This window comes from Candidatus Omnitrophota bacterium, assembly GCA_028712255.1.
In the GTDB taxonomy this organism is placed as follows: domain Bacteria; phylum Omnitrophota; class Gorgyraeia; order Gygaellales; family Profunditerraquicolaceae; genus UBA6249.
On the sequence record JAQTQJ010000012.1, the window covers coordinates 13853 to 34212 of the forward strand.

At 40.5% G+C, this 20360-nt stretch carries 19 protein-coding genes and 3 tRNA genes; all 22 read left to right on the forward strand.

All coding sequences use genetic code 11. The features are described 5' to 3' along the window. Window positions 1-65: 65 nt before the first annotated feature. The 22 genes from PHC29_06365 to PHC29_06470 all read left to right on the forward strand — a co-directional run bounded on the left by PHC29_06365 (window position 66) and on the right by PHC29_06470 (window position 20355). Window positions 66-1856 (forward strand): ABC transporter ATP-binding protein, encoded by a 1791-nt coding sequence (locus PHC29_06365; protein ID MDD5109114.1) that lies wholly within the window; start codon window positions 66-68, stop codon window positions 1854-1856. A 153-nt stretch (window positions 1857-2009) separates the two neighbouring features. Further along, a complete protein-coding gene (gene rpsB, locus PHC29_06370; protein MDD5109115.1) occupies window positions 2010-2903 on the forward strand; it encodes a 30S ribosomal protein S2 in 894 nt (297 codons plus the stop codon). A 7-nt stretch (window positions 2904-2910) separates the two neighbouring features. Further along, window positions 2911-3435 (forward strand): elongation factor Ts, encoded by a 525-nt coding sequence (tsf, locus tag PHC29_06375; GenBank protein ID MDD5109116.1) that lies wholly within the window; start codon window positions 2911-2913, stop codon window positions 3433-3435. 5 nt (window positions 3436-3440) lie between these two features. Then, window positions 3441-4163: a UMP kinase gene (pyrH, locus tag PHC29_06380; GenBank protein MDD5109117.1), complete on the forward strand. Its 723-nt coding sequence runs from the start codon at window positions 3441-3443 to the stop codon at window positions 4161-4163. Window positions 4164-4178: 15 nt separating this feature from the next. Next, a complete protein-coding gene (gene frr / locus PHC29_06385) occupies window positions 4179-4739 on the forward strand; it encodes a ribosome recycling factor (protein MDD5109118.1) in 561 nt (186 codons plus the stop codon). Window positions 4740-4866: 127 nt separating this feature from the next. Next, a tRNA-Lys gene (locus PHC29_06390) sits at window positions 4867-4939 on the forward strand. 62 nt (window positions 4940-5001) lie between these two features. Next, window positions 5002-5083: transfer RNA gene (locus PHC29_06395), tRNA-Leu, on the forward strand. 28 nt (window positions 5084-5111) lie between these two features. Then, window positions 5112-5185, forward strand: a tRNA-Gly gene (locus PHC29_06400). 55 nt (window positions 5186-5240) lie between these two features. Then, window positions 5241-5711 carry a PTS sugar transporter subunit IIA gene (locus PHC29_06405; GenBank protein ID MDD5109119.1) on the forward strand — a complete coding sequence of 157 codons (471 nt, stop codon included), beginning with the start codon at window positions 5241-5243 and terminating at the stop codon, window positions 5709-5711. Between the two features lie 99 nt (window positions 5712-5810). Further along, window positions 5811-7052, forward strand: a complete 1242-nt coding sequence (locus tag PHC29_06410; protein MDD5109120.1) for a YvcK family protein — start codon at window positions 5811-5813, stop codon at window positions 7050-7052. Window positions 7053-7054: 2 nt separating this feature from the next. After that, window positions 7055-7324, forward strand: coding sequence for an HPr family phosphocarrier protein (locus PHC29_06415; GenBank protein ID MDD5109121.1), 270 nt, complete (start codon window positions 7055-7057; stop codon window positions 7322-7324). Then, window positions 7321-9051: a phosphoenolpyruvate--protein phosphotransferase gene (ptsP, locus tag PHC29_06420; GenBank protein ID MDD5109122.1), complete on the forward strand. Its 1731-nt coding sequence runs from the start codon at window positions 7321-7323 to the stop codon at window positions 9049-9051. The genes PHC29_06415 and ptsP overlap by 4 nt, the downstream gene beginning before the upstream one ends. A gap of 78 nt (window positions 9052-9129) precedes the next feature. After that, window positions 9130-9867 carry a nucleotidyltransferase family protein gene (locus PHC29_06425; GenBank protein MDD5109123.1) on the forward strand — a complete coding sequence of 246 codons (738 nt, stop codon included), beginning with the start codon at window positions 9130-9132 and terminating at the stop codon, window positions 9865-9867. Window positions 9868-9929: 62 nt separating this feature from the next. Beyond that, entirely contained in the window at window positions 9930-11099 is a 1170-nt protein-coding gene (gene metK / locus PHC29_06430; protein ID MDD5109124.1) for a methionine adenosyltransferase, read from the forward strand. 96 nt (window positions 11100-11195) lie between these two features. After that, on the forward strand, window positions 11196-12452 hold the full coding sequence (gene ahcY / locus PHC29_06435; GenBank protein MDD5109125.1) for an adenosylhomocysteinase: 1257 nt from the start codon (window positions 11196-11198) through the stop codon (window positions 12450-12452). Between the two features lie 107 nt (window positions 12453-12559). Continuing rightward, window positions 12560-13522 (forward strand): 6-phosphofructokinase, encoded by a 963-nt coding sequence (gene pfkA, locus PHC29_06440; GenBank protein MDD5109126.1) that lies wholly within the window; start codon window positions 12560-12562, stop codon window positions 13520-13522. Window positions 13523-13542: 20 nt separating this feature from the next. Beyond that, window positions 13543-14865, forward strand: a complete 1323-nt coding sequence (locus tag PHC29_06445) for a class II fructose-bisphosphate aldolase (protein MDD5109127.1) — start codon at window positions 13543-13545, stop codon at window positions 14863-14865. A gap of 68 nt (window positions 14866-14933) precedes the next feature. After that, window positions 14934-16586 (forward strand): dihydroxy-acid dehydratase, encoded by a 1653-nt coding sequence (gene ilvD / locus PHC29_06450; GenBank protein MDD5109128.1) that lies wholly within the window; start codon window positions 14934-14936, stop codon window positions 16584-16586. Between the two features lies 1 nt (window position 16587). Beyond that, window positions 16588-18255 carry a biosynthetic-type acetolactate synthase large subunit gene (gene ilvB / locus PHC29_06455; protein ID MDD5109129.1) on the forward strand — a complete coding sequence of 556 codons (1668 nt, stop codon included), beginning with the start codon at window positions 16588-16590 and terminating at the stop codon, window positions 18253-18255. Next, window positions 18255-18725 carry an acetolactate synthase small subunit gene (ilvN, locus tag PHC29_06460; protein MDD5109130.1) on the forward strand — a complete coding sequence of 157 codons (471 nt, stop codon included), beginning with the start codon at window positions 18255-18257 and terminating at the stop codon, window positions 18723-18725. The genes ilvB and ilvN overlap by 1 nt, the downstream gene beginning before the upstream one ends. A gap of 143 nt (window positions 18726-18868) precedes the next feature. Further along, window positions 18869-19861 (forward strand): ketol-acid reductoisomerase, encoded by a 993-nt coding sequence (ilvC, locus tag PHC29_06465; protein MDD5109131.1) that lies wholly within the window; start codon window positions 18869-18871, stop codon window positions 19859-19861. Between the two features lie 56 nt (window positions 19862-19917). Beyond that, window positions 19918-20355: a prepilin-type N-terminal cleavage/methylation domain-containing protein gene (locus PHC29_06470; GenBank protein MDD5109132.1), complete on the forward strand. Its 438-nt coding sequence runs from the start codon at window positions 19918-19920 to the stop codon at window positions 20353-20355. The last annotated feature ends 5 nt before the right edge of the window (window positions 20356-20360 follow it).

Genomic DNA, 20360 nt, shown 5'->3' on the forward strand with positions numbered 1-20360 from the left:
CAATAAAAAGGTTTGCCAGAGTTAGATTATATGCTAAAATAATGCCCTTACAGGAAGGAATAATCATGAAGGATTACTTAAAATTATTGAAATTTGTGAAGCCTTACAAGGGGCTTTTTTTTGCTGCTATCGTTTGTATGGGGTTCTCTGCGGTATTTAACGGGGTAACTTATACGATGATGCTGCCATTGGTTGATATAGTTTTGACCCATAAAAAGATTATTGTCCCTACTAAATTACCGGATTTTCTGGCTAATTTTGTAGATAAAATAAACAATATTCCTCCGGGTGTTATGCTCAACTATATGGTGATTGGTTTTCTGCTATTGCTTTTCTTAAAAGGAGTTTTTGGGTTTTTCCAAAGTTATCTTATGTCGGATATCGGCCAGCGGGTGATCCGGGATATCAAGAGCCAGCTTTACGCTAAGATTCAGTCACTATCTCTTAATTATTTTACCCATAAACGCGGCGGAGAGTTGATGTCGCGGATTACTAACGACGCCAAAATCGTAGAAAATGCCGTTTCTTATGGTTCAACGGATTTGATTTATCAGAGCCTGCAGGTAGTAATTTTTGCTGCCTTTATTTTCTTTATCTATTTTAAGATGGCTTTGATTTCATTTGTGTTTTTACCTTTGATTAGTTTCCCAATTATAAAAGTCGGTAAGGCCTTAAGAAAGCTTTCCAAACGTTCCCAGGAAAAGATTGCCGATACTAATTCCCTGCTATATGAGACGATTATGGGAGCCAGAATCGTTAAGGCTTTTAATATGGAGGAGTATGAGGTTAATAAATTTAACCGGGTAAATGTAGATTATTTTAAAATCTGTATGAGGACAATCAAGCGTTCGCTTTTACTTAATTCTTCTATGGAGCTTTTAATAGCAGTAGCCGGAGCTTGTGTTGTTTTCTGGGGCGGGCATGAGGTTATTGCCGGCAGGATTTCTTTTGGAGTATTTGGGCTTTTTATAGGTTCATTTTTTTCATTGTTTAGCCCATTTAAAAAATTAAGTCAGGTTAATGCTTTGAATCAACAGGGCTTGGCCGCTAGCGAGCGCATACATGAGGTATTGGAAACTCAAGCTAGCGTAAAAGAGGCGCTGCAACCAAGGGTTATGGAAAATTTTAAGAAGAATATCAGATTTAGCGATGTTTGGTTCAGTTATACTGATGCCCAGATTTTAAAGGGAATTACTTTAGATATAGAGCATGGCCAGATGCTGGCGATTGTCGGGCCTAGCGGTTCAGGTAAGAGTACATTGGTAGATTTAATTCCGCGATTTTATGATCCTCAGAAAGGGATTGTATCTATCGACGGAGTTGATATCCGGGAATTTAGTTTAAAATCATTACGTAACCAAATTGGCATAGTCAATCAGGAAACCATGCTTTTTAATGACACAATCCGTTCTAATATCGCTTATGGTAAGCTCAATGCTTCTACTGAAGAGATTGAAGAAGCAGCCAGGAAGGCGCACGCACATGATTTTATACTTAAATGCCCTCAAGGGTATGAGACGACTATTGGTGATAGAGGAGTTAAGATTTCTGGCGGAGAGCGTCAACGCATTGCTATAGCGCGCGCTCTTTTAAAGGATGCTCCGATATTGATTCTGGATGAAGCCACTTCGCAATTAGATTCTGCCTCTGAACGCATTGTACAGGAGGCCCTTGATCAGCTAGTTACTGGGAGAACGGTATTTATGATTGCACATCGGCTTTCTACGGTAAGAAATGCAAACAGAATTGTAGTTTTAGATAAAGGAATGATTGTTGAACAAGGAACGCATAGCCAACTGCTGGAACACAATGGTTTGTATAAGCGGTTGTATGAGGCCCAAGAGTTACAAAAATAGTTGCAAATGGATAAAATTTTGCTATAATTACACGATTAACTTCTTATCCTGAAATCTGGGCTTATTTTTTGAGCTGGGATTGTTGTTTTCTGCAACAATAGATAAGAAATATATATTAACCAATAAAGAGAAGAAAGAAGGGGGAGTAGAAACGTGCCATCAGAATTAATCAAGCAACTTCTAGAAGCAGGGGTACATTTTGGGCACCAGACTAAACGCTGGAATCCGAAGATGAAAAAATTTATTTTTGGTTCAAGAAGCGGTATTTATATCATCGATCTGGAAAAGACCGAGGAATGTATTAATGCTGCTCGGGATTTTTTAACTGAGATAACCTCTAAGGGTGAATTTGTACTCTTTGTGGGGACTAAAAAACAGGCTCAGGATGTAATTAAGCAGGAGGCTATACGCAGCGGAATGTATTATGTTACTGACCGTTGGCCGGGCGGAATGCTTACAAATTTTTCCACTATAAAGAAGAGTATTAATCGGCTAAAAGATATCGAAAAAATGCGCACAGACGGGACATTTGAGAAATTAACTAAAAAAGAGGTTGCGCTTTTAGAAAAAGAACTGGCTAAACTGAATAAAAACTTCTCAGGGATTGTTCCTATGGAGCGGATGCCCAAGGCGGTATTTGTCGTAGATACTAAAAAAGAAGAGACTGCGGTGCGAGAGGCACGTAGATTGGGTATCCCGATAATCGGGTTAATTGATACTAATTCTAATCCTTCTTTGGTGGATTATCCTATTCCTGGTAATGATGACGCTACTAAATCTATTCGCACGGTAGCGGCGATTATTGCCGATACGATTATTGAAGGCAGAAAAAAATTCTTGTCATATCTTACTCAAGAAGGGGTTAAGGTAGAGGAGGCTAAGCAAGATATTCCGGTTGAGGTTTTACCGGAAGAGGAGATTAAAATAAAAGAGATTGAAGAGATTGTTGAAGATAGCCATCCGCTTACTGATAATGCTGCAGCAACAAAAAGGGCGCATTTGAAACCAGCTGCGGATTTAAAGCCAAAATTAAGAAAAAAGGGGTAATTTTAAAATGAAGAGTTCAGTTGATGCAATTAAGGAGTTAAGAGATTTAACCTGTTCAAGTGTTGCTCATTGTAAAAAAGCCCTAGAGGAAGCCAAGGGAGACATAAAGCAGGCAATTATATTATTACGCAAACAAGGATTGGAAGTCGCTGCTAAAAAGCAGGGCCGTGCGGCTAAAGAAGGCAGGGTCGATTCTTATATACATCATGGTAACAAAATTGGGGTTCTACTAGAGGTTAACTGCGAATCGGATTTTGTTGCTAGAAATGAGGAGTTTATTAAATTTACCAAAGACCTGGCTATGCAGATTGCCGCGACTAGTCCGGAGTATATTAAGAAAGAGGATGTTCCGGAGGAGGTCTTAAAGCATGAAAAGAGCAAAGAAGATTACTATAAAAATAATTGTTTACTAGAACAGGTTTTTGTAAAAGATCCAACTCTGACGATCAAGGATTATTTAGGCAACATCGTTTCAAAAATCGGCGAAAATGTGGTTATCCGCAGGTTTACCCGTTATAAGATCGGCGAATAAAATAAATGGTAAAACCAGTTTATAAAAGGATTGTCCTTAAAATAAGCGGTGAAGCGCTTGCGGGAAAGAAACCGCATGGCATAGATCCGCAGGTTCTTAAAGCCATATCGGCCCAGATTAAAGAAATTAGAGATATGGCGGTAGATGTGGCTGTTGTTTTAGGTGCAGGTAATATCTTGCGGGGCCAAGAAAATACTGATTGCCGTGGGTTGGATATGGACCGTAGTGTCGCAGATTATATGGGGATGTTAGCTACTGTAATCAATGGACTTTCTTTACAAGATACTTTGGAGAAAAGCGGCGTGCCTACTCGCGTTATGACCGCCATTGAGATGCAAAAGATAGCGGAGCCTTATATTAGAAGGAGAGCGATACGGCATTTAGAAAAGGGCAGAGTGGTAATTTTTGTGGCAGGTACCGGGAATCCTTATTTTACTACTGACACAGCCGCAGCGTTACGTGCCATGGAAATTAATGCCGATGCTATTCTTAAAGCTACTAAAGTTGATGGTGTATATTCTGCTGATCCGATGAAAGTAAAAAATGCTAAAAAATTTAGCCGTTTAAAATATATAGATGTGCTTAAAAAAGGTTTAAAGGTAATGGATGCAACGGCAGTTAGCCTTTGTATGGACAATAAACTACCCATTGTTATTTTTAATCTTAATCGCCTGGGTAATACCAGGCGGGTAATTTTGGGTGAAAATATCGGTACGGTTGTTAGATAATTGGAGGTAAGTAGTATGTCTATTAAAGAAATATTGTTTAATACAGAAGAAAAGATGAAAAAGGCTTTTGAATCAATGAATCGTCAATTTCATGAAGTAAGGACAGGTAGGGCATCTCCAAGTTTAGTTGAAGGTTTGCATATCGATTATTATGGGACTCTGACCATGTTAAAACAGCTGGCGGCAATATCCGCTCCTGATGCGCATTTGATTGTTATCCAGCCTTGGGATATTACGGCAATTGCTGAGATTGAGAAGGCGATTTTAAAATCTAACCTTGGGGTTAGTCCTTCTAATGATGGTAAGGTAATTAGAATTACTGTTCCACAATTATCCAAAGAGAGACGCCTTGAAATGGCAAAGCTAGTGCATAAAATGTCCGAAGATGGCCGTGTATCTATGCGTACAATCAGGAGAGACGCAAAAGAAGCGGTAGAGAAGCTAGAAAAAGATAAGTTTATCTCTGAGGATGAAAAATTTCGCGGTGTCGATGAATTGCAAAAAATAGTTGATAAATATATTGCTAAGATTGACGAGCTCTTAAAGAGTAAAGAGAAGGAAATATTGGAGTTTTAAGCTATAAGCTATAAGCTATAAGCTATAAGCTATAAGCTATAAGCTATAAGCTATAAGCTATAAGCTATAAGCTATAAGCTATAAGCTTAAAACTTACAGCTTACAGCTTTTTTTAGAGTTAGCTTTTGGGCCTCTAGCTCATCCGGTAGAGCACCACACTTTTAATGTGGTTGTGCCGCGTTCGAGTCGCGGGAGGCTCATAAATTCAGAACTAAGAGTTAAGAACTAAGAATTAAGAAGGGGAGTATCTGCCGTAAATGACGGGCGGATGGCGAAATTGGCAGACGCGATAGCCTTAGGAGCTATTGGGGCAACCCTTGGAGGTTCAAATCCTCTTCCGCCCAAAAAAGTAAGCAATTCTAAAGATAACTTGCGGGAGTAGCTCAGCTGGCTAGAGCGCAACCTTGCCAAGGTTGATGTCGCGGGTTCGAATCCCGTCTCCCGCTTTAATTCGTCCGCTGTCAAAATTAATAACGGACTCATTCAAAAAAGGAGAAACAAATGCAGATAATGGATTTTCTTTCCAAAAAAGCTATTCTCACCGATATAAAATCTACCAAGAAAGAAGATGTAATTAAAGAAATGGTCGATCTTTTGATTGAGGCAGGCGATGTAGAAAAACGCAATCGCAATAAGTTAATTGATTCTCTTATGTCTAGGGAAGCCCTTGGCTCTACTGCAATCGGCCAAGGAATTGCCATTCCGCATGCAAAATGCGATTGTGTGAATAAATTAGTGGCGGCTTTTGGCCTTTCCAAAAAAGGCGTGGATTTTGATTCTTTAGACGGAGAATTAGCTTATATTTTCTTTTTACTTGTTGCCCCACAGGATTCTGCCGGCCCGCATCTTAAGGCCTTAGCCAGGATATCACGCCTATTAAAGGATAAATATTTCCGTGATACCCTGCGCACCTGCGCGGATGATAAATCCGTTATTAAGATTATCACGCAGGAAGACGAAAAAAAGATTTGATTTTGTATTAAGAATCTAGGGGACGGTTCTGTTTTTCCGTCGCCTAGTTTGATTGAAAAACAGAACCGTCCCTTTTGTTTTTAAAATAAATATAGGCGTATGAGAGATAAGTCTTTTGGAATCTTAAAATGGTTTTATCCGGGCATTGGCATTAAGCGTTGGGTGGCTTTAAGTGCTTTTGGTGTAGTTCTTTTAATTTTAGGGACCGCTAATCTACGCAGTGAAGAATTTTGGTTAGTCCAATTTTTGGACGCCTTGATTGTAATTTCGGGAATTATAATTTTGATTTTGGGGATTAAACGGATGATGCGTTCTTTTATTGCCGTATTTGTCCCGTCATCAAGAGGAAATGAGCTGATTGATATTTTATATCAAAAAAAACAATTAAGCCGTGGCCCGCACATTGTTGCCATAGGCGGAGGGACTGGATTATCGGTTCTTTTAAGCGGGTTAAAGAATTATTCTTCGAATATTTCGGCTGTAGTTACGGTAGCTGATAATGGAGGTTCAAGCGGACGTTTACGGCAGCAGTTTGATGTTTTACCTCCTGGCGATATCCGTAACTGTTTGGTGGCTCTTGCTGATGCCCCGGCATTGATGCGCGATCTTTTTCAGTTTCGTTTTGATAAAAATTCAGAATTTTCTGGCCACTCCTTTGGAAATCTTTTTCTTACGGTAATGACTCGTTTAACCGGTGATTTTGAGAAGGCAATTAAAGAAACCAGTAAAGTTTTGGCTTTACGAGGCCAGGTTATTCCTTCGACTTTGGGGGATGTGGCTTTGGTGGCCCATTTTCATGATGGCTCAACTATAGTAGGGGAGGATCAAATCCCTAAGGCCAGAAAGGCTATTAATAAAGTCAGCCTTACTCCGGAGTTGCCGCTTGCTACACCGGATGCGCTTAAAGCGATTAAAGAGGCTCAGATTATTGTTTTAGGCCCGGGTTCTTTATATACGAGCATAATTCCTAATTTATTAATTAAGGAGATAGCTAAGGCGATCGCCGAATCTGAGGCGATAAAAGTTTATGTCTGTAATGTAATGACTCAGCCGGGAGAAACCGACGGTTATAGTGCCTCTGATCATATTAAGGCACTGGTAAAGCATAGCTATCCCCGTATTCTTGATTATTGCCTGGTGAATAATGGCGAGGTTCCAGAAGAGGTATTAAGGCGATATTCTAAAGATAATTCGGCTCTTGTAATTAATGACCGTAAGAAGGTCGAGGGGCTTGGATACCGGCTTGTTGAAGAAGATTTTAGTATGATTGCTGACGGAGTAATCCGTCATGACGCGGAAAAATTGGCGAAAATAATTTTAAGTTTTATTGAAGAGATATAAAAATGAGTTTAATTAAAAAAGAATTAATTGTAAAGAATAAGCAAGGATTACACGCTCGGCCTGCTGCTATATTTGTGCAGGTGGCCAATAAATTTGACTGCCGTATTACTGTGCGCCATGACGAGGAAGAGGTTAATGGTAAATCGATAATGGGTATTCTTATGCTCGGAGCAGAAAAAGGGAGCCTGATTATTATTGAAGCAGATGGCACTGATGCAGAAAAAGCACTGGAAGAGCTGGAGAAGATAATCAGTAACGAGGAAGAGCTATGATTCAGTTAAAGGGAATAGCCGCCGCCGGCGGCATAAGTATTGGCCCAGTTTATAAACTTGGAAGCGAAGAGTTTGTTGTCATGCGTGAAGTGATCAAGTGGGAAGATATTCCTGTCCAGATTCAGCTTTTCGAGGAAGCCTTGATTAAGACGCGCCGCGAGATTATAGAGCTGCAAAAAAGAATCAGCTCGGATATGGGCCAAGAGGAGGCTCAGATTTTCGATGCGCATCTTTTAGTCTTAGAAGACCGCATGCTTATTGAGGAGGTAATATCGCGCATTAAGAAAGAACAGCTTAATGTCGCCTATATTTTCTCAGAAGTCTTAAAGAAATATATCAGCGTGTTTTTAAAAATTGAAGATGAATATCTTAAGGAACGTACTGCGGATATCAATGACGTCGGTAAACGAATACTGAGAAATCTTCTGGGTAAAGAGAAGAAGGGCTTGGGAGATGTTAAAGAAAAAGCCATTATTGTAGCCCATGACCTTTCTCCTTCAGATACTGCGGCAATGCATACTAAAAGTGTTGCAGCTTTTGTTACCGATATCGGAGGAAAAACTTCGCATACGGCGATTATGGCCAAATCTCTTGAGATACCCGCCGTAGTTGGTTTGGAAACGATTACTGCCAAGGTTAATCCGGGAGATATCCTTATTGTTGATGGCAATATGGGAATAGTAATTGTTAATCCCGATGAAGAAACGCTTAGTGATTACCGGCAAAAACTTGAAAAATTAAAAGGTATTGCGGAAAGATTTCTATCAGTCAAAGATTTAAGTGCGGTTACTACTGATGGCAGAGTGATTATGATAAATGCGAATATCGAATTTCCTGACGAGGTGTCTTCCGTTAAACTGCATGGCTCCGAAGGGATAGGGCTTTATCGCACAGAATTTTTTTATATGAACCGTAAAGATTCTCCTAGTGAAGATGAACATTATCAGGCTTATAAGTATGTTGCTCAAGAGATGAATCCTCACCCGGTAGTTATCCGCACTTTAGATATAGGTGGAGATAAATTCTTATCTCAATTTAAAATTCCATATGAAATGCAGCCATTTTTAGGATGGAGGGCGATTAGATTTTGCCTGGCGCGCCCGGATATATTTAAATTGCAGTTACGTGCTATACTTCGGGCTTCAGTGCATGGTAACCTTCAGTTAATGTATCCGATGATTTCTGGGATAGAGGAGTTGCGGCAGGCTAATCATCTACTTAATGAGGCCAAAGAGGAGTTAAAACAGAAGAAACTGGCTTTTAATGATAAAATTAAGGTAGGAGTGATGATTGAAGTCCCTTCGGCAGCATTGACTGCCGATATTTTAGCTAAAGAAGCGGACTTTTTTAGTATCGGTACAAATGATTTGATCCAGTATTCTTTGGCAGTTGATCGCGCCAATGAGAAGGTTGCTTATCTTTATGAACCGGCACATCCGGCAATCTTAAGGTTAATCAAGGTTATTATTGACGCCGCGCATAATGCTAAAATTAAAGTAGCTATGTGTGGTGAAATGGCAGGAGATCCGTCTTTGGCGCTTATTCTTTTAGGCCTGGGGCTTGATGAGTTTAGTATGCCACCGCAGATTATTCCGGAATTAAAATATATAATCCGCGCTGTAGGATTTAAATCCGCGCAAAAATTTGCCGTTGAAGCGATGAAACTCTCAACTGGTACTCAGGTAGAGGAGTTTGCTCAGAATAAACTGGAGGAGATTTTAAAATAAAGTGAACCCCATACCTTCTAAATATTCAACTATTAAAGCCATATGGTTTGATAAATTAATTATGAAAGAAGGTGCGCGGTGAAGGCATTAATTTTAGCTGCCGGATATGCCACCCGGCTTTATCCTTTAACCAGAGAGTACCCTAAGCCACTTTTGGAAGTAAGAGGAAGGCCGATTATAAAATATATACTCGATAAATTAAGTAAAGTTTTTGCTATTGATGAGATTTATATTGTAACTAATAGTAAGTTTATTGATGTTTTTGATGTATGGATAAAATCAGTTAAATCACCCAAAAAGATTACTCTGGTAGATGATTTAACTAAGAGTAACCACGATAGGTTGGGGGCTATTGGGGATATTAATTTTGTAATTAAGAAACTAAAAATTCGGGATGATCTTTTAGTTGTAGGAGGGGATAATTTGTTTAACGGTCCTTTAAAGGGGTTTTTGAATTTCTCCAGAAGAAAAAATTCTGCTGTAAGTATTGGTCTGTATAAACTGAAAGAAAAAAATGATGCCAGTCGTTATGGTGTAGTGAAATTAGATATTGGTAAGAAGGTAATTAGTTTTGAAGAAAAACCAAAAAAACCTCAAAGTCTTCTGGTAGCTATGTGTTTGTATTATATGCCTAAAGATTGTTTAGGTTTGATCAAGGAATATATTCAGAATAGAAAGATAAAGGCAGATGCTACTGGCAGTTATATTGCCTGGCTTAAAGACAGAATAGATGTTTATGGGTATGTGTTTGGAGGTAGTTGGTTTGATATCGGTGATTATAAATATTTAAACGCGGCAAAAAAGGGTTTTGCCTAAACAAGCACACCCGGCGCTAAGCGGAATTGCGCCGGTGTTGTGTTTGTACACAAGGAGGAAATATGTCAGCTTCAAAGTTTTATTTTACTTCAGAATCGGTAACTGAAGGCCACCCGGATAAGCTATGTGATCAGATTTCAGACGGAATTTTGGATGCTTGTTTAGCAACTGATCCTTATTCTCGTGTTGCCTGTGAAACTTATGTAACGATGGGGTTATTAATTGTGGGTGGTGAGATTACCACGCGCGGTTTTATACATGTTCATGATATAAGCAGAAAGATTATTGAAGAGATTGGCTATAATCATCCTAAATATGGTTTTGATTTTCATACCTGTGCCATTCTTAATGCTATTCACTCGCAATCACCGGATATATCGCAAGGGGTTGATGTCGGCGGAGCAGGGGACCAGGGGATAATGTTTGGTTATGCCTGCAATGAAACCAAAGAGTTAATGCCGCTTGCTTTAATGCTTGCGCAAAAACTTTCTATGCGCTTGACCGAAGTTCGTAAGAACAATATTTTGAAATATCTTGGCCCAGACGGAAAAACACAAGTTACTGTTGAGTATGATTGTGGGAAGCCTGTTCGTGTGGATTCAGTGGTATTGGCTTCACAACATACCGAAGATATCCTGGATAAGAGTGGCAAGCGGATTACTGAAAAAGCCAGGCAGGAAATTATCCGTCAGGTTGCCGGGCCGATACTTCGCGGTTGGGTGGACAAAGATACCAAATATTATGTTAACCAGACTGGAAAATTTGTCGTTGGCGGGCCGCAATCCGATACTGGTATGACTGGAAGAAAAATAATTGTTGATACTTATGGTGGTGCAGTTGCTCATGGTGGCGGGGCATTTTCTGGTAAAGATCCTACCAAGGTTGACCGCTCTGCAGCATATATGTGCCGTTATATTGCTAAAAATATTGTGGCAGCCGGTTTAGCAGAGAAATGCCTTATTCAGCTTTCTTATGTAATCGGGCATGCGGAACCTTTATCAGTTATGGTTAAAACTGAAGGGACATCTGTTATTTCGGAGGAGGCTCTGGTAAAATTGGTAAGGAAAAATTTTCAACTTACTCCTAAAGGCATTATTGAATCATTAAAGTTACGCCGGCCCATATATAGGAAGACAGCCAGCTACGGGCATTTTGGCAGGTCGGAGCCGGAGTTTCTTTGGGAGAAAACAGATAAAGCAGGAGATTTAAAAAAACAAGCGGCAAAGATATAGAAAATATTAAATAAGCCGTAAGCGTTAAGCTTACAACTTATAGCTTAAAACTTACAGCTTATCTTAGGATTTCGCATTTTCTAAAAAGGAGTTTCTATGAGATACGACATTAAGGATGTAAATTTAGCTAAAAAAGGCGCTTTGAGAATTGAATGGGCATCTGAGAATATGCCCGTACTTAATTTAATTAAGCAGAGATTTTCTAAAGAGAAGCCTTTAAAAGGATTAAAAATTGCTTGTTGTTTGCATGTTACTACTGAAACTGCAGTACTCGCTGATGTTTTAAAAGCAGGCGGGGCAGATACGTATTTGTGCGCATCTAATCCTCTCTCAACACAGGATGATGTGGCTGCTTCTTTAGTTAAGGATTTAAAGATTGGTGTTTTTGCGATTAAAGGAGAAGATACTAAAACTTATTATCTACATATGAAATCCGCATTGGCAATTAAGCCGGATATTACTATGGATGATGGTGCAGATTTGGTCAGTACTATCCATCAACGTCCAGTTCAGGATCATGCTAATATTATCGGCGGTACTGAGGAAACTACGACAGGAGTAATCCGCCTGCGCGCCTTAGCCTGCGAAGGAAAGTTACGTTATCCGATAATTGCGGTTAATGATGCTTTGACCAAGCATCTTTTTGATAATCGCTATGGCACAGGACAGTCTACTCTCGATGGAATTATCCGTTCGACGAATAAATTAATTGCCGGAGCTAATCTTGTCGTTTGCGGTTACGGATGGTGTGGTAAGGGGGTGGCCATGCGTGCAAATGGCATGGGAGCCAAGGTAATTGTTATTGAAGTTGATCCTCTGCGGGCCCTGGAAGCAACGATGGATGGTTTCAGAGTCATGCCGATAAAACAAGCGGCTAAGAGCGGGGATATTTTTGTTACGGTTACCGGCGATATTAATGTTATCCGTCGCCAACATTTTGCTCTTATGAAGGATGGGGCAATTGTAGCGAACTCCGGGCATTTTAATGTTGAAATTGATATTCCAGGTTTAGCCGCAATATCAAAATCCAAGAGAGCAACGCGAGATTTTATCGATGAGTATACCTTAAAAGATAATCGTAAGATTTACGTTTTAGGGGAAGGCCGCTTGATTAATTTAGCGGCAGCCGAAGGCCACCCTGCAAGCGTTATGGATATGTCTTTTGCTAACCAAGCCCTCTCCGCAGAATATATGGCTAAGAATTACCGCCAATTGAATAAAGAGGTTTATGTAGTTCCGGAAGATATTGATAAGAATATTGCCAGGCTTAAGCTTAAATCTATGGGAATTTCGATTGACGTTTTGACTCCGGAACAAAAGAAATATTTGGCAAGTTGGGAGATGGGCACCTGATTTTATGATAAACCCTAAATAAGTTGTAAGCCATAAGCGGTAAGCTTACAGTTTATAGCTTAAAACTAACAGCTTGTTTTAGGTTTTAGAGCCTTGAGGATTAATTAATGATTAAAAAAATAGCAGTATTAACTACCGGCGGCGATGCTCCAGGGATGAATCCGGCAATCCGTGCTGTGGTGCGCTATGGGATTAGTCAGAAACTGGAAGTAATGGGAGTTTTTCGTGGTTGGTGGGGATTGATTAATGAGGAGCTAAAAAGTTTGAATCAGCGTTCTGTTTCCGGAATTATCAGCCAAGGCGGAACAATCTTGAAAACTGCCCGCTGCGTCGAGTTTAGGACTGAAGAGGGACAGAAGCGCGCATTTGAGACAATTAAGAAAAATAATATTGATGGTTTAGTAGTTATCGGAGGTAATGGTTCTTTTGCGGCGGCGCATGAGTTTTATAAAAAATACAAAATTCCTTGTGTCGGTATAGCTGCTTCTATTGATAATGATGTAAACGGGATAGATTATACTATCGGTACGGATACGGCAATTAATACCGCTTTGGATGCAATCGATAAAATTCGCGATACTGCTACCAGTATGGAGAGAATATTTGTAGTCGAGGTAATGGGTAGAGAATCAGGTTATATTGCTTTGACCGTTGCCCTTGCCGGAGGATGCGAAGATGTACTTATCCCGGAGAAGGAAATAAATCTTAATGCAGTGTGCCATGATATCGTGCACGGTAATTTGATCGGGAAAATGAGCTGGATCATTGTGCTTGCTGAGGGAGCAGGTAAGGCTGACTCTATTGCCAGGCAAATTACCGATATAACCGGATTAGAAACCCGGACTGTGGTTTTAGGCCATGTTCAAAGAGGCGGCAGGCCAACAGCTTTTAGCCGGGATCTGGCTTTGGGGCTTGGTAAGGCGGCAGTTGATTGCTTAATTGCCGGTAAAAAGGATATTGCTTTAGGGTTAAGTGAAGGTAAGATTATAGAGGTTCCTTTTGAGACTGCGATAAAGAAAAAAGAATTAAAATTTAATAATTTTTATAATTTAATTAAAGTTTTAACTTAAATAATAGGGGGAGAGTCAAAATGGGAAGAAAACCGCTTGAAATTGATAAAATTGTAATGGACCTGATTTTAACCGACGAGGTAGAGTTAAAGAAAAAATTAGCGAAGAAGATTCTGGATATCGCCTACAAAAAAGGGATTTATCCATCCAGTATTCATGAACTTTATATGGCTCGCGGCAAGGAAGAATTTAGCGGTTTTACTGTGCCGGCGATGAATCTACGTAGTATGACTTATGATTTGGCCCGCGCGATATTCCGCACTGCCAAGAAGAATAATTCCGGAGCATTTATTTTTGAAATTGCTAAATCTGAAATGGGTTATACGGCCCAAGCTCCGGTTGAATATACCTCGGTTGTAATGGCTGCGGCGATAAAGGAAAATTATACTGGTCCTGTATTTATTCAGGCAGATCATTGTCAGGTTAATGCTAAGAAATTCCAAGAAAATCCTGATAAGGAGCTGGAGGCATTGCAGAGTATGATCGCAGATAGTATTGCCGGAGGTTTTTATAATATTGATATTGATTCTTCGACGCTGGTAGATTTATCAAAAAAGGATATCAAGAAGCAGCAGAAGGATAATTATGAGGTTTGCGCTAAATTAACCCAGTTTATCCGCCGCATTGAGCCAAAAGGCGTGACTGTTTCTGTGGGTGGAGAGATTGGTGAAGTAGGGCATCAAAATTCTACTGCTGAGGATCTTCGTGCTTTTATGGAAGGTTATAAAGAAAGATTACGTAAAGGATTAGTCGGTATAAGTAAAATTTCTGTGCAGACCGGCACATCCCATGGCGGAGTAGTTAAAGCTGATGGTTCTATTGCTGAAGTAAAACTTGATTTTGGAACATTAAATAATTTATCCGGCATTGCGCAAAAAGAATTCGGTATTGGTGGAGCGGTGCAACATGGTGCTTCAACCTTACCGGAAGAGATGTTTCACAAATTTCCGGAAAATAATACATTAGAAGTGCATTTAGCAACCGGATTTCAGAATATGATGTTTGACAGTAAATATTTTCCTGTTGATTTAAAGAATAAGATTTATGATTGGCTAAAGGTTAATGCTGTCAGCGAAAGAAAAGTAGGGGAAACTGAAGAGCAATTTTTTTATAAGGCGCGTAAAAAAGCATTAGGCCCGTTTAAAAAAGAAATTATGTCTTTGGCCAGCGATGTGCGTGATAAAATTGCTGCAGAGATTGAAGCTAAGTTTGATTTTCTCTTTAAGCAGTTCAATGCCGTAAATAATCGAGCACTAGTAGATAAATATGTAACTTTAAAGCGGGTAATTACGCGTAAACGCCAGGATATCGGGGTGGTTCATGACGGCGAAGGCGCGGACTAAAATTTGGGGACGGCTCTCTTTTTAAGAGAACCGTCCCCAGGATTTAAATTATAAGAGGGGGATGATATATGCGTTCAGATCAGATAAAAAAAGGTTTGGAGAGAGTGCCGCATAGAGCGCTTTTACATGCTACCGGTTTATCTAAAAGAGATTTAGGCCGGCCTTTTATCGGTGTAGCATCCTCATTTACTGATCTTATTCCCGGGCATATCGGGATGCGTGACCTGGAAAGATTTATTGAACGTGGTGTTTGTTATGGAGGAGGCGTGCCGTTTCTATTTGGTGTACCGGGAATTTGCGACGGAATTGCTATGGGCCACTTGGGAATGTGTTATCCTTTGGCCTTACGGGAAATTGTCGCCGATACCATTGAGACAGTTTGTAATGCGCATCAGCTAGATGGGATTATTTGCTTGACTAATTGCGATAAGATTACTCCGGGCATGCTTATGGGGGTTGCCCGCCTGAATATTCCGGCAATCATTGTTACTGCCGGACCGATGATCTCAGGCCGTTTCAATAAAAGAAAATTAGCTTTTGTGCATGATACATATGAAGGTATGGCCAGGGCAAAGAAAGGCGATATTTCTGCTGCCGAGCTTTCATGTTTAGAAATGGAGGCATGCCCAGGACAAGGCTCATGCCAGGGCCTATATACTGCCAATACTATGGCATGTTTAACTGAAACTATTGGGTTGTCTATTCCCGGTTGCGGCACAGCTCTGGCAGGATCGGCCAAAAAACGCAGAATTGCCCAGGCAAGCGGCGAGCGGATTGTGGAGCTAGTGAAGAAGAATATTAAACCGCGCGATATTATTACCAGGCAGTCTTTGGAAAATGCTATTGTGGTAGATATGGCTTTAGGCGGTTCAAGCAATACGGTTTTGCATCTGATGAGTATCGCTCATGAAGCAGGGATTGATTTGGATCTAAAGACATTTGATAAAATCAGTAAAAGCGTGCCGCATATTACGGCGATTGAGCCTGCGGGTATACATTTTATGGAAGATGTTGAGTATGCGGGCGGGATTCCTGCTGTATTAAAGAGGTTGAAATCAAAATTGAATAATACTTTAAATGTGAGCGGCGAGAAAACATTTGAGATTGCAGATAAGGCGACTATTTTTGATGAAGAAGTGATTCGCCCCTTTACCCGTGCCTATCATAAACAAGGCGGCATTGCGGTTTTATATGGCAATATCGCGCCAAATGGCGCAGTGGTAAAGCAGTCCGGAGTGAGTGAGAAGATGATGAAGTTTTCCGGACGGGCCCGTGTATTTAACCGCGAAGAAGAGGCAATGCAGGCGATCATGGATAACAAAATCAAAAAAGGCGATTGTATTGTTATTCGTTATGAAGGGCCTGCGGGCGGCCCGGGAATGCGTGAGATGCTGGCGCCAACGGCGGCAATCGTGGGATTAGGCTTAAGCGATTCCGTGGCTTTAATCACAGATGGCCGTTTTTCAGGCGGGACTAAAGGCCCATGTATCGGGCATATATCTCCGGAAGCTTCGGCAGGCGGCCCGATTGCAATTATTAAAGATGGTGATACAATTAATATTGATATTCCTAATCGTAAAATTGAAGTTAGGTTGAGTAAGGAAGAAATAGGGAAGAGATTTAAGGGGTGGAAACCGGTTACGCCCAAGATTAAAACCGGCTATTTATCCCGTTATTCTAGATTAGTGACTTCAGCGGATAAGGGAGCAATTTTAAAATAGAATGATTGGCGCAAGGATATTATTAGAATCTTTAAAAAAAGCTGGCGTTGAGGTAGTTTTTGGTTACCCCGGAGGTCAGGTTTTACCTATATTTGACCAGCTTTATGATTTTGACGTTAAATTTATTTTAACTCGCCATGAACAGGGGGCGGCACACGCCGCAGACGGTTATGCCCGGGCAACCGGCAAAGTGGGAGTCTGCCTTGCTACAAGCGGCCCGGGAGCAACCAATCTGGTTACGGGAATTGCCACGGCTTACATGGATTCTATTCCCATGGTCGCTATTACCGGCCAGGTCGCCACACATTTAATCGGTAATGATGCTTTTCAGGAAGCGGATGTAACCGGAATTACCCGTCCGGTAACTAAGCATAATTTTTTGGTTAAAGATGTTAAGGACTTAGCGCGGATCATAGCGGAGGCTTTTTTTATTGCTTCCAGCGGCCGCCCGGGCCCTGTGCTTATTGATATTCCCGTTGATGTTCAAAGAGCAGACACAGAATTTATTTGGCCGGAAAAAATAGATCTACGCAGTTATAAACCTAACTATTCTGGCCATCCCGGGCAGATTAAGAAAGCTGTAAAATTAATCTCAACCAGCAAAAAACCAATTATTTATGCCGGCGGAGGGATAATTACCTCCGGAGCGAATTTAGAACTTAAAAAACTAGCGGAAAAAATTCAGGCTCCCGTAACCACTACTTTTATGGGGTTGGGTGGTTTTTGCGGGACACATAAATTATTTTTAGGTATGCTGGGCATGCATGGCACTGCTTACGCAAATCACGCGGTGATGGAATCGGATTTAATTATTGCAATAGGTGCGCGTTTTGATGACCGGGTAACCGGGAGGCTGGATGCATTTGCTCGTGGGGCAAAAATTATTCATATTGATATTGATCCTTCATCAATCAGCAAGAATGTCCGGGTAGATATTCCTATTGTCGGAGATGCCAGGGATGTTATTGACGAACTTATTAGCCAGATTGATAAGCTTCCCGATACTGGCGAATGGCTTAAAACAATTGAGAGCTGGAAAAAGAAGTATCCGTTAACTTATAAAGATGATAGCGCAATGATAAAACCGCAATATATACTTGAGCAGCTTTGGGATTTAACTAAAGGAGATGCGGTAATTTGTACTGAAGTAGGCCAAAGTCAGATGTGGGCATGTCAATGGTATAAATATTTAACTCCGCGCACATTTATCTCAAGCGGCGGATTGGGAACAATGGGGTTTGGATTGCCTGCGGCAATGGGAGCAAAATTGGGCTGTCCGCAAAGAGAAGTTTTTAATATTGCCGGAGACGGTTCAATTCAAATGAATATCCAGGAGCTGGGCACTTGTGTGGCAAATAAAATAAATGTGAAAGTATTAATATTTAACAATGGTTTTCTGGGCATGGTCAGGCAATGGCAGGAGTTATTTTATAAAAAACGTTATTCTTATACGCCGATTACCAGCCCTGATTATGTTCTGTTGGCGCAGAGCTATGGGGCAGTCGGGATTAAAGTAACAAAAAAATCCCAGGTGCGCTCGGCATTGCAAAGAGCAATAGAGATTGATAATACCGTGTTTATAGATTTTCGTATTGCGCCGGAAGAAAATGTTTATCCTATGGTTCCAGCGGGAAAAGCAATAAACGAAATGATTGAAGGGTTAGCATAATGCGCCATACCATATCAGTATTAGTCGAAAATAAATTCGGAGTGCTTGCGCGGGTAGCCGGGCTTTTTAGCGCCAGGGGCTATAATATTGCTTCCTTGGCAGTTAGTGAAACCCTTGATCCGGGGGTATCTTATATGACGATTGTGGTTGAAGCAAAGGATGAGAAAGTTTTAGAGCAGATTAATAAACAGTTGAATAAATTAATTGATGTAATTACGGTTACGGATTTTACTAAAAGAGAGTATATTGACCGTGAATTGGTTTTGGCAAAAATAAATTACACATCAAAAGATAAGCCTAAGCTTGAAGTAATTTTTAATAAGTTTGTAGGTAAAATCGTCCAACATAAAGCTGATACCGCAATTGTTGAAGCGGTTGGAGACCAGCATCAGATAAAAGCTCTTCTTGAGGAGCTGGGTAAATTCGGGATTAAGGAATTAGTCAGGACAGGAAAATTGGCAATTGAATAGTTATTTTTAATGTCATTGCGCATTACTGTCCAAATTATGTCATCCTGACCCTGAGCGTAGCGAAGGGGGAAGGATCTAGTTTTTTAGATTCTTCGTCGCTACCGCTCCTCAGAATGACACAATATTCAGAAGGGAGATTTAAAATGGCAAAGATTTATTATGATAAGGATGCAGATTTAAATTTATTAAAGGATAAAACTATAGCAATAATCGGTTACGGTATACAGGGACGTGGCCAATCATTGTGTTTGCGCGATTCAGGATTAAGGGTGGTAGTCTCTGAGATGGAAGGTACTCCTAATTTTGAACAAGCAAAAAAAGATGGATTTACTCCTGTTAGCGCAGCTGATGCAGCAAAGGCTGCGGACATCATTCAGATTCTTACACAGGATCATGTGCAGGCTAAAGTCTATAAGGAGTCAATCAAACCTAATTTAAAAAAAGGTAAAGCGCTTTGTTTTTCACATGGTTTTAACATCCGTTTTAAACAGATTAAGCCTCCGAAGAACGTAGATGTATTTATGGTTGCGCCTAAGGGGCCCGGAGCTTTAGTGAGAAAGATGTATGAAGAAGGCAAAGGTGTGCCTTCGTTAATTGCGATTTATCAGGATGCAACAGGACAGGCTAAGAATTTAGCCTTAGCTTATGCTTTAGCGCTTAAAGCAACTACCGCCGGAGTAATTGAGACGACTTTTGATGAAGAGACTGAAACTGACCTTTTTGGCGAGCAGGCAGTGCTTTGTGGAGGAGTCAGCGAACTAATTAAAGCAGGTTTTGATACTTTGATTGGTGCAGGCTATCAGCCGGAGATTGCTTATTTTGAAGTTCTGCACGAGTTAAAGCTAATTACTGACCTTATTCAGGAGCGTGGTATTTCCGGGATGCGCAGAGGTGTTTCAAATACTGCCTGCTACGGCGATTTAACCCGTGGGCCAAGGATCATCACGCAGAAAACACGTAAAGAAATGCAAAAGATTCTTAAGGAAATCAAGTCCGGAAAATTCGCCAGAGAGTGGATAAAGGAGAATGAAACCGGCCGTAAGAATTTTGATAGCTTGATTAAGGCAGGGGATGAACACTTAATCGAAAAAGTAGGGAAGCAATTAAGGGAGATGATGCCGTGGATGAAGAAATAATATATTTATAAGTTGGACAAATTATCAGTAGTATAAAAATTCTTTTAGTGGAGATTATGATTAGAAAGGGATTTACATTAGTAGAATTAATTGTCGTAATCATTATTGTTGGGATATTGGCTAGCATTGCTTTGACACAATATGCTAATATGGTTGAGTATGGTCGTGTTGCTGAAGCTAAAACGCGCTTAGGCTCGATGCGGCAAGCTGTATATGAATATTATTGGACTAATGGTTCGGTTGAAAGTATGCAAAATAGCGACGTAGGCGTTAGCGATACTTGTTCTTCTGATTCATATTATCGGTATAGAATATTTTTTTCAGTTCCGACGATTGCGCAACTTTGGGCTAGAAGATGTACTAGCGGAGGCAAAACGCCAGATAGTAGTTCTGGATATAGTATATGGTATGAGGTATCTCCTTCGGATGGTTATCAGAGGTGGCATTGTCAAAGAGGCAGTCCCCTTTCGGGATGTTTCGGTATGAATCAGTGAGTGTT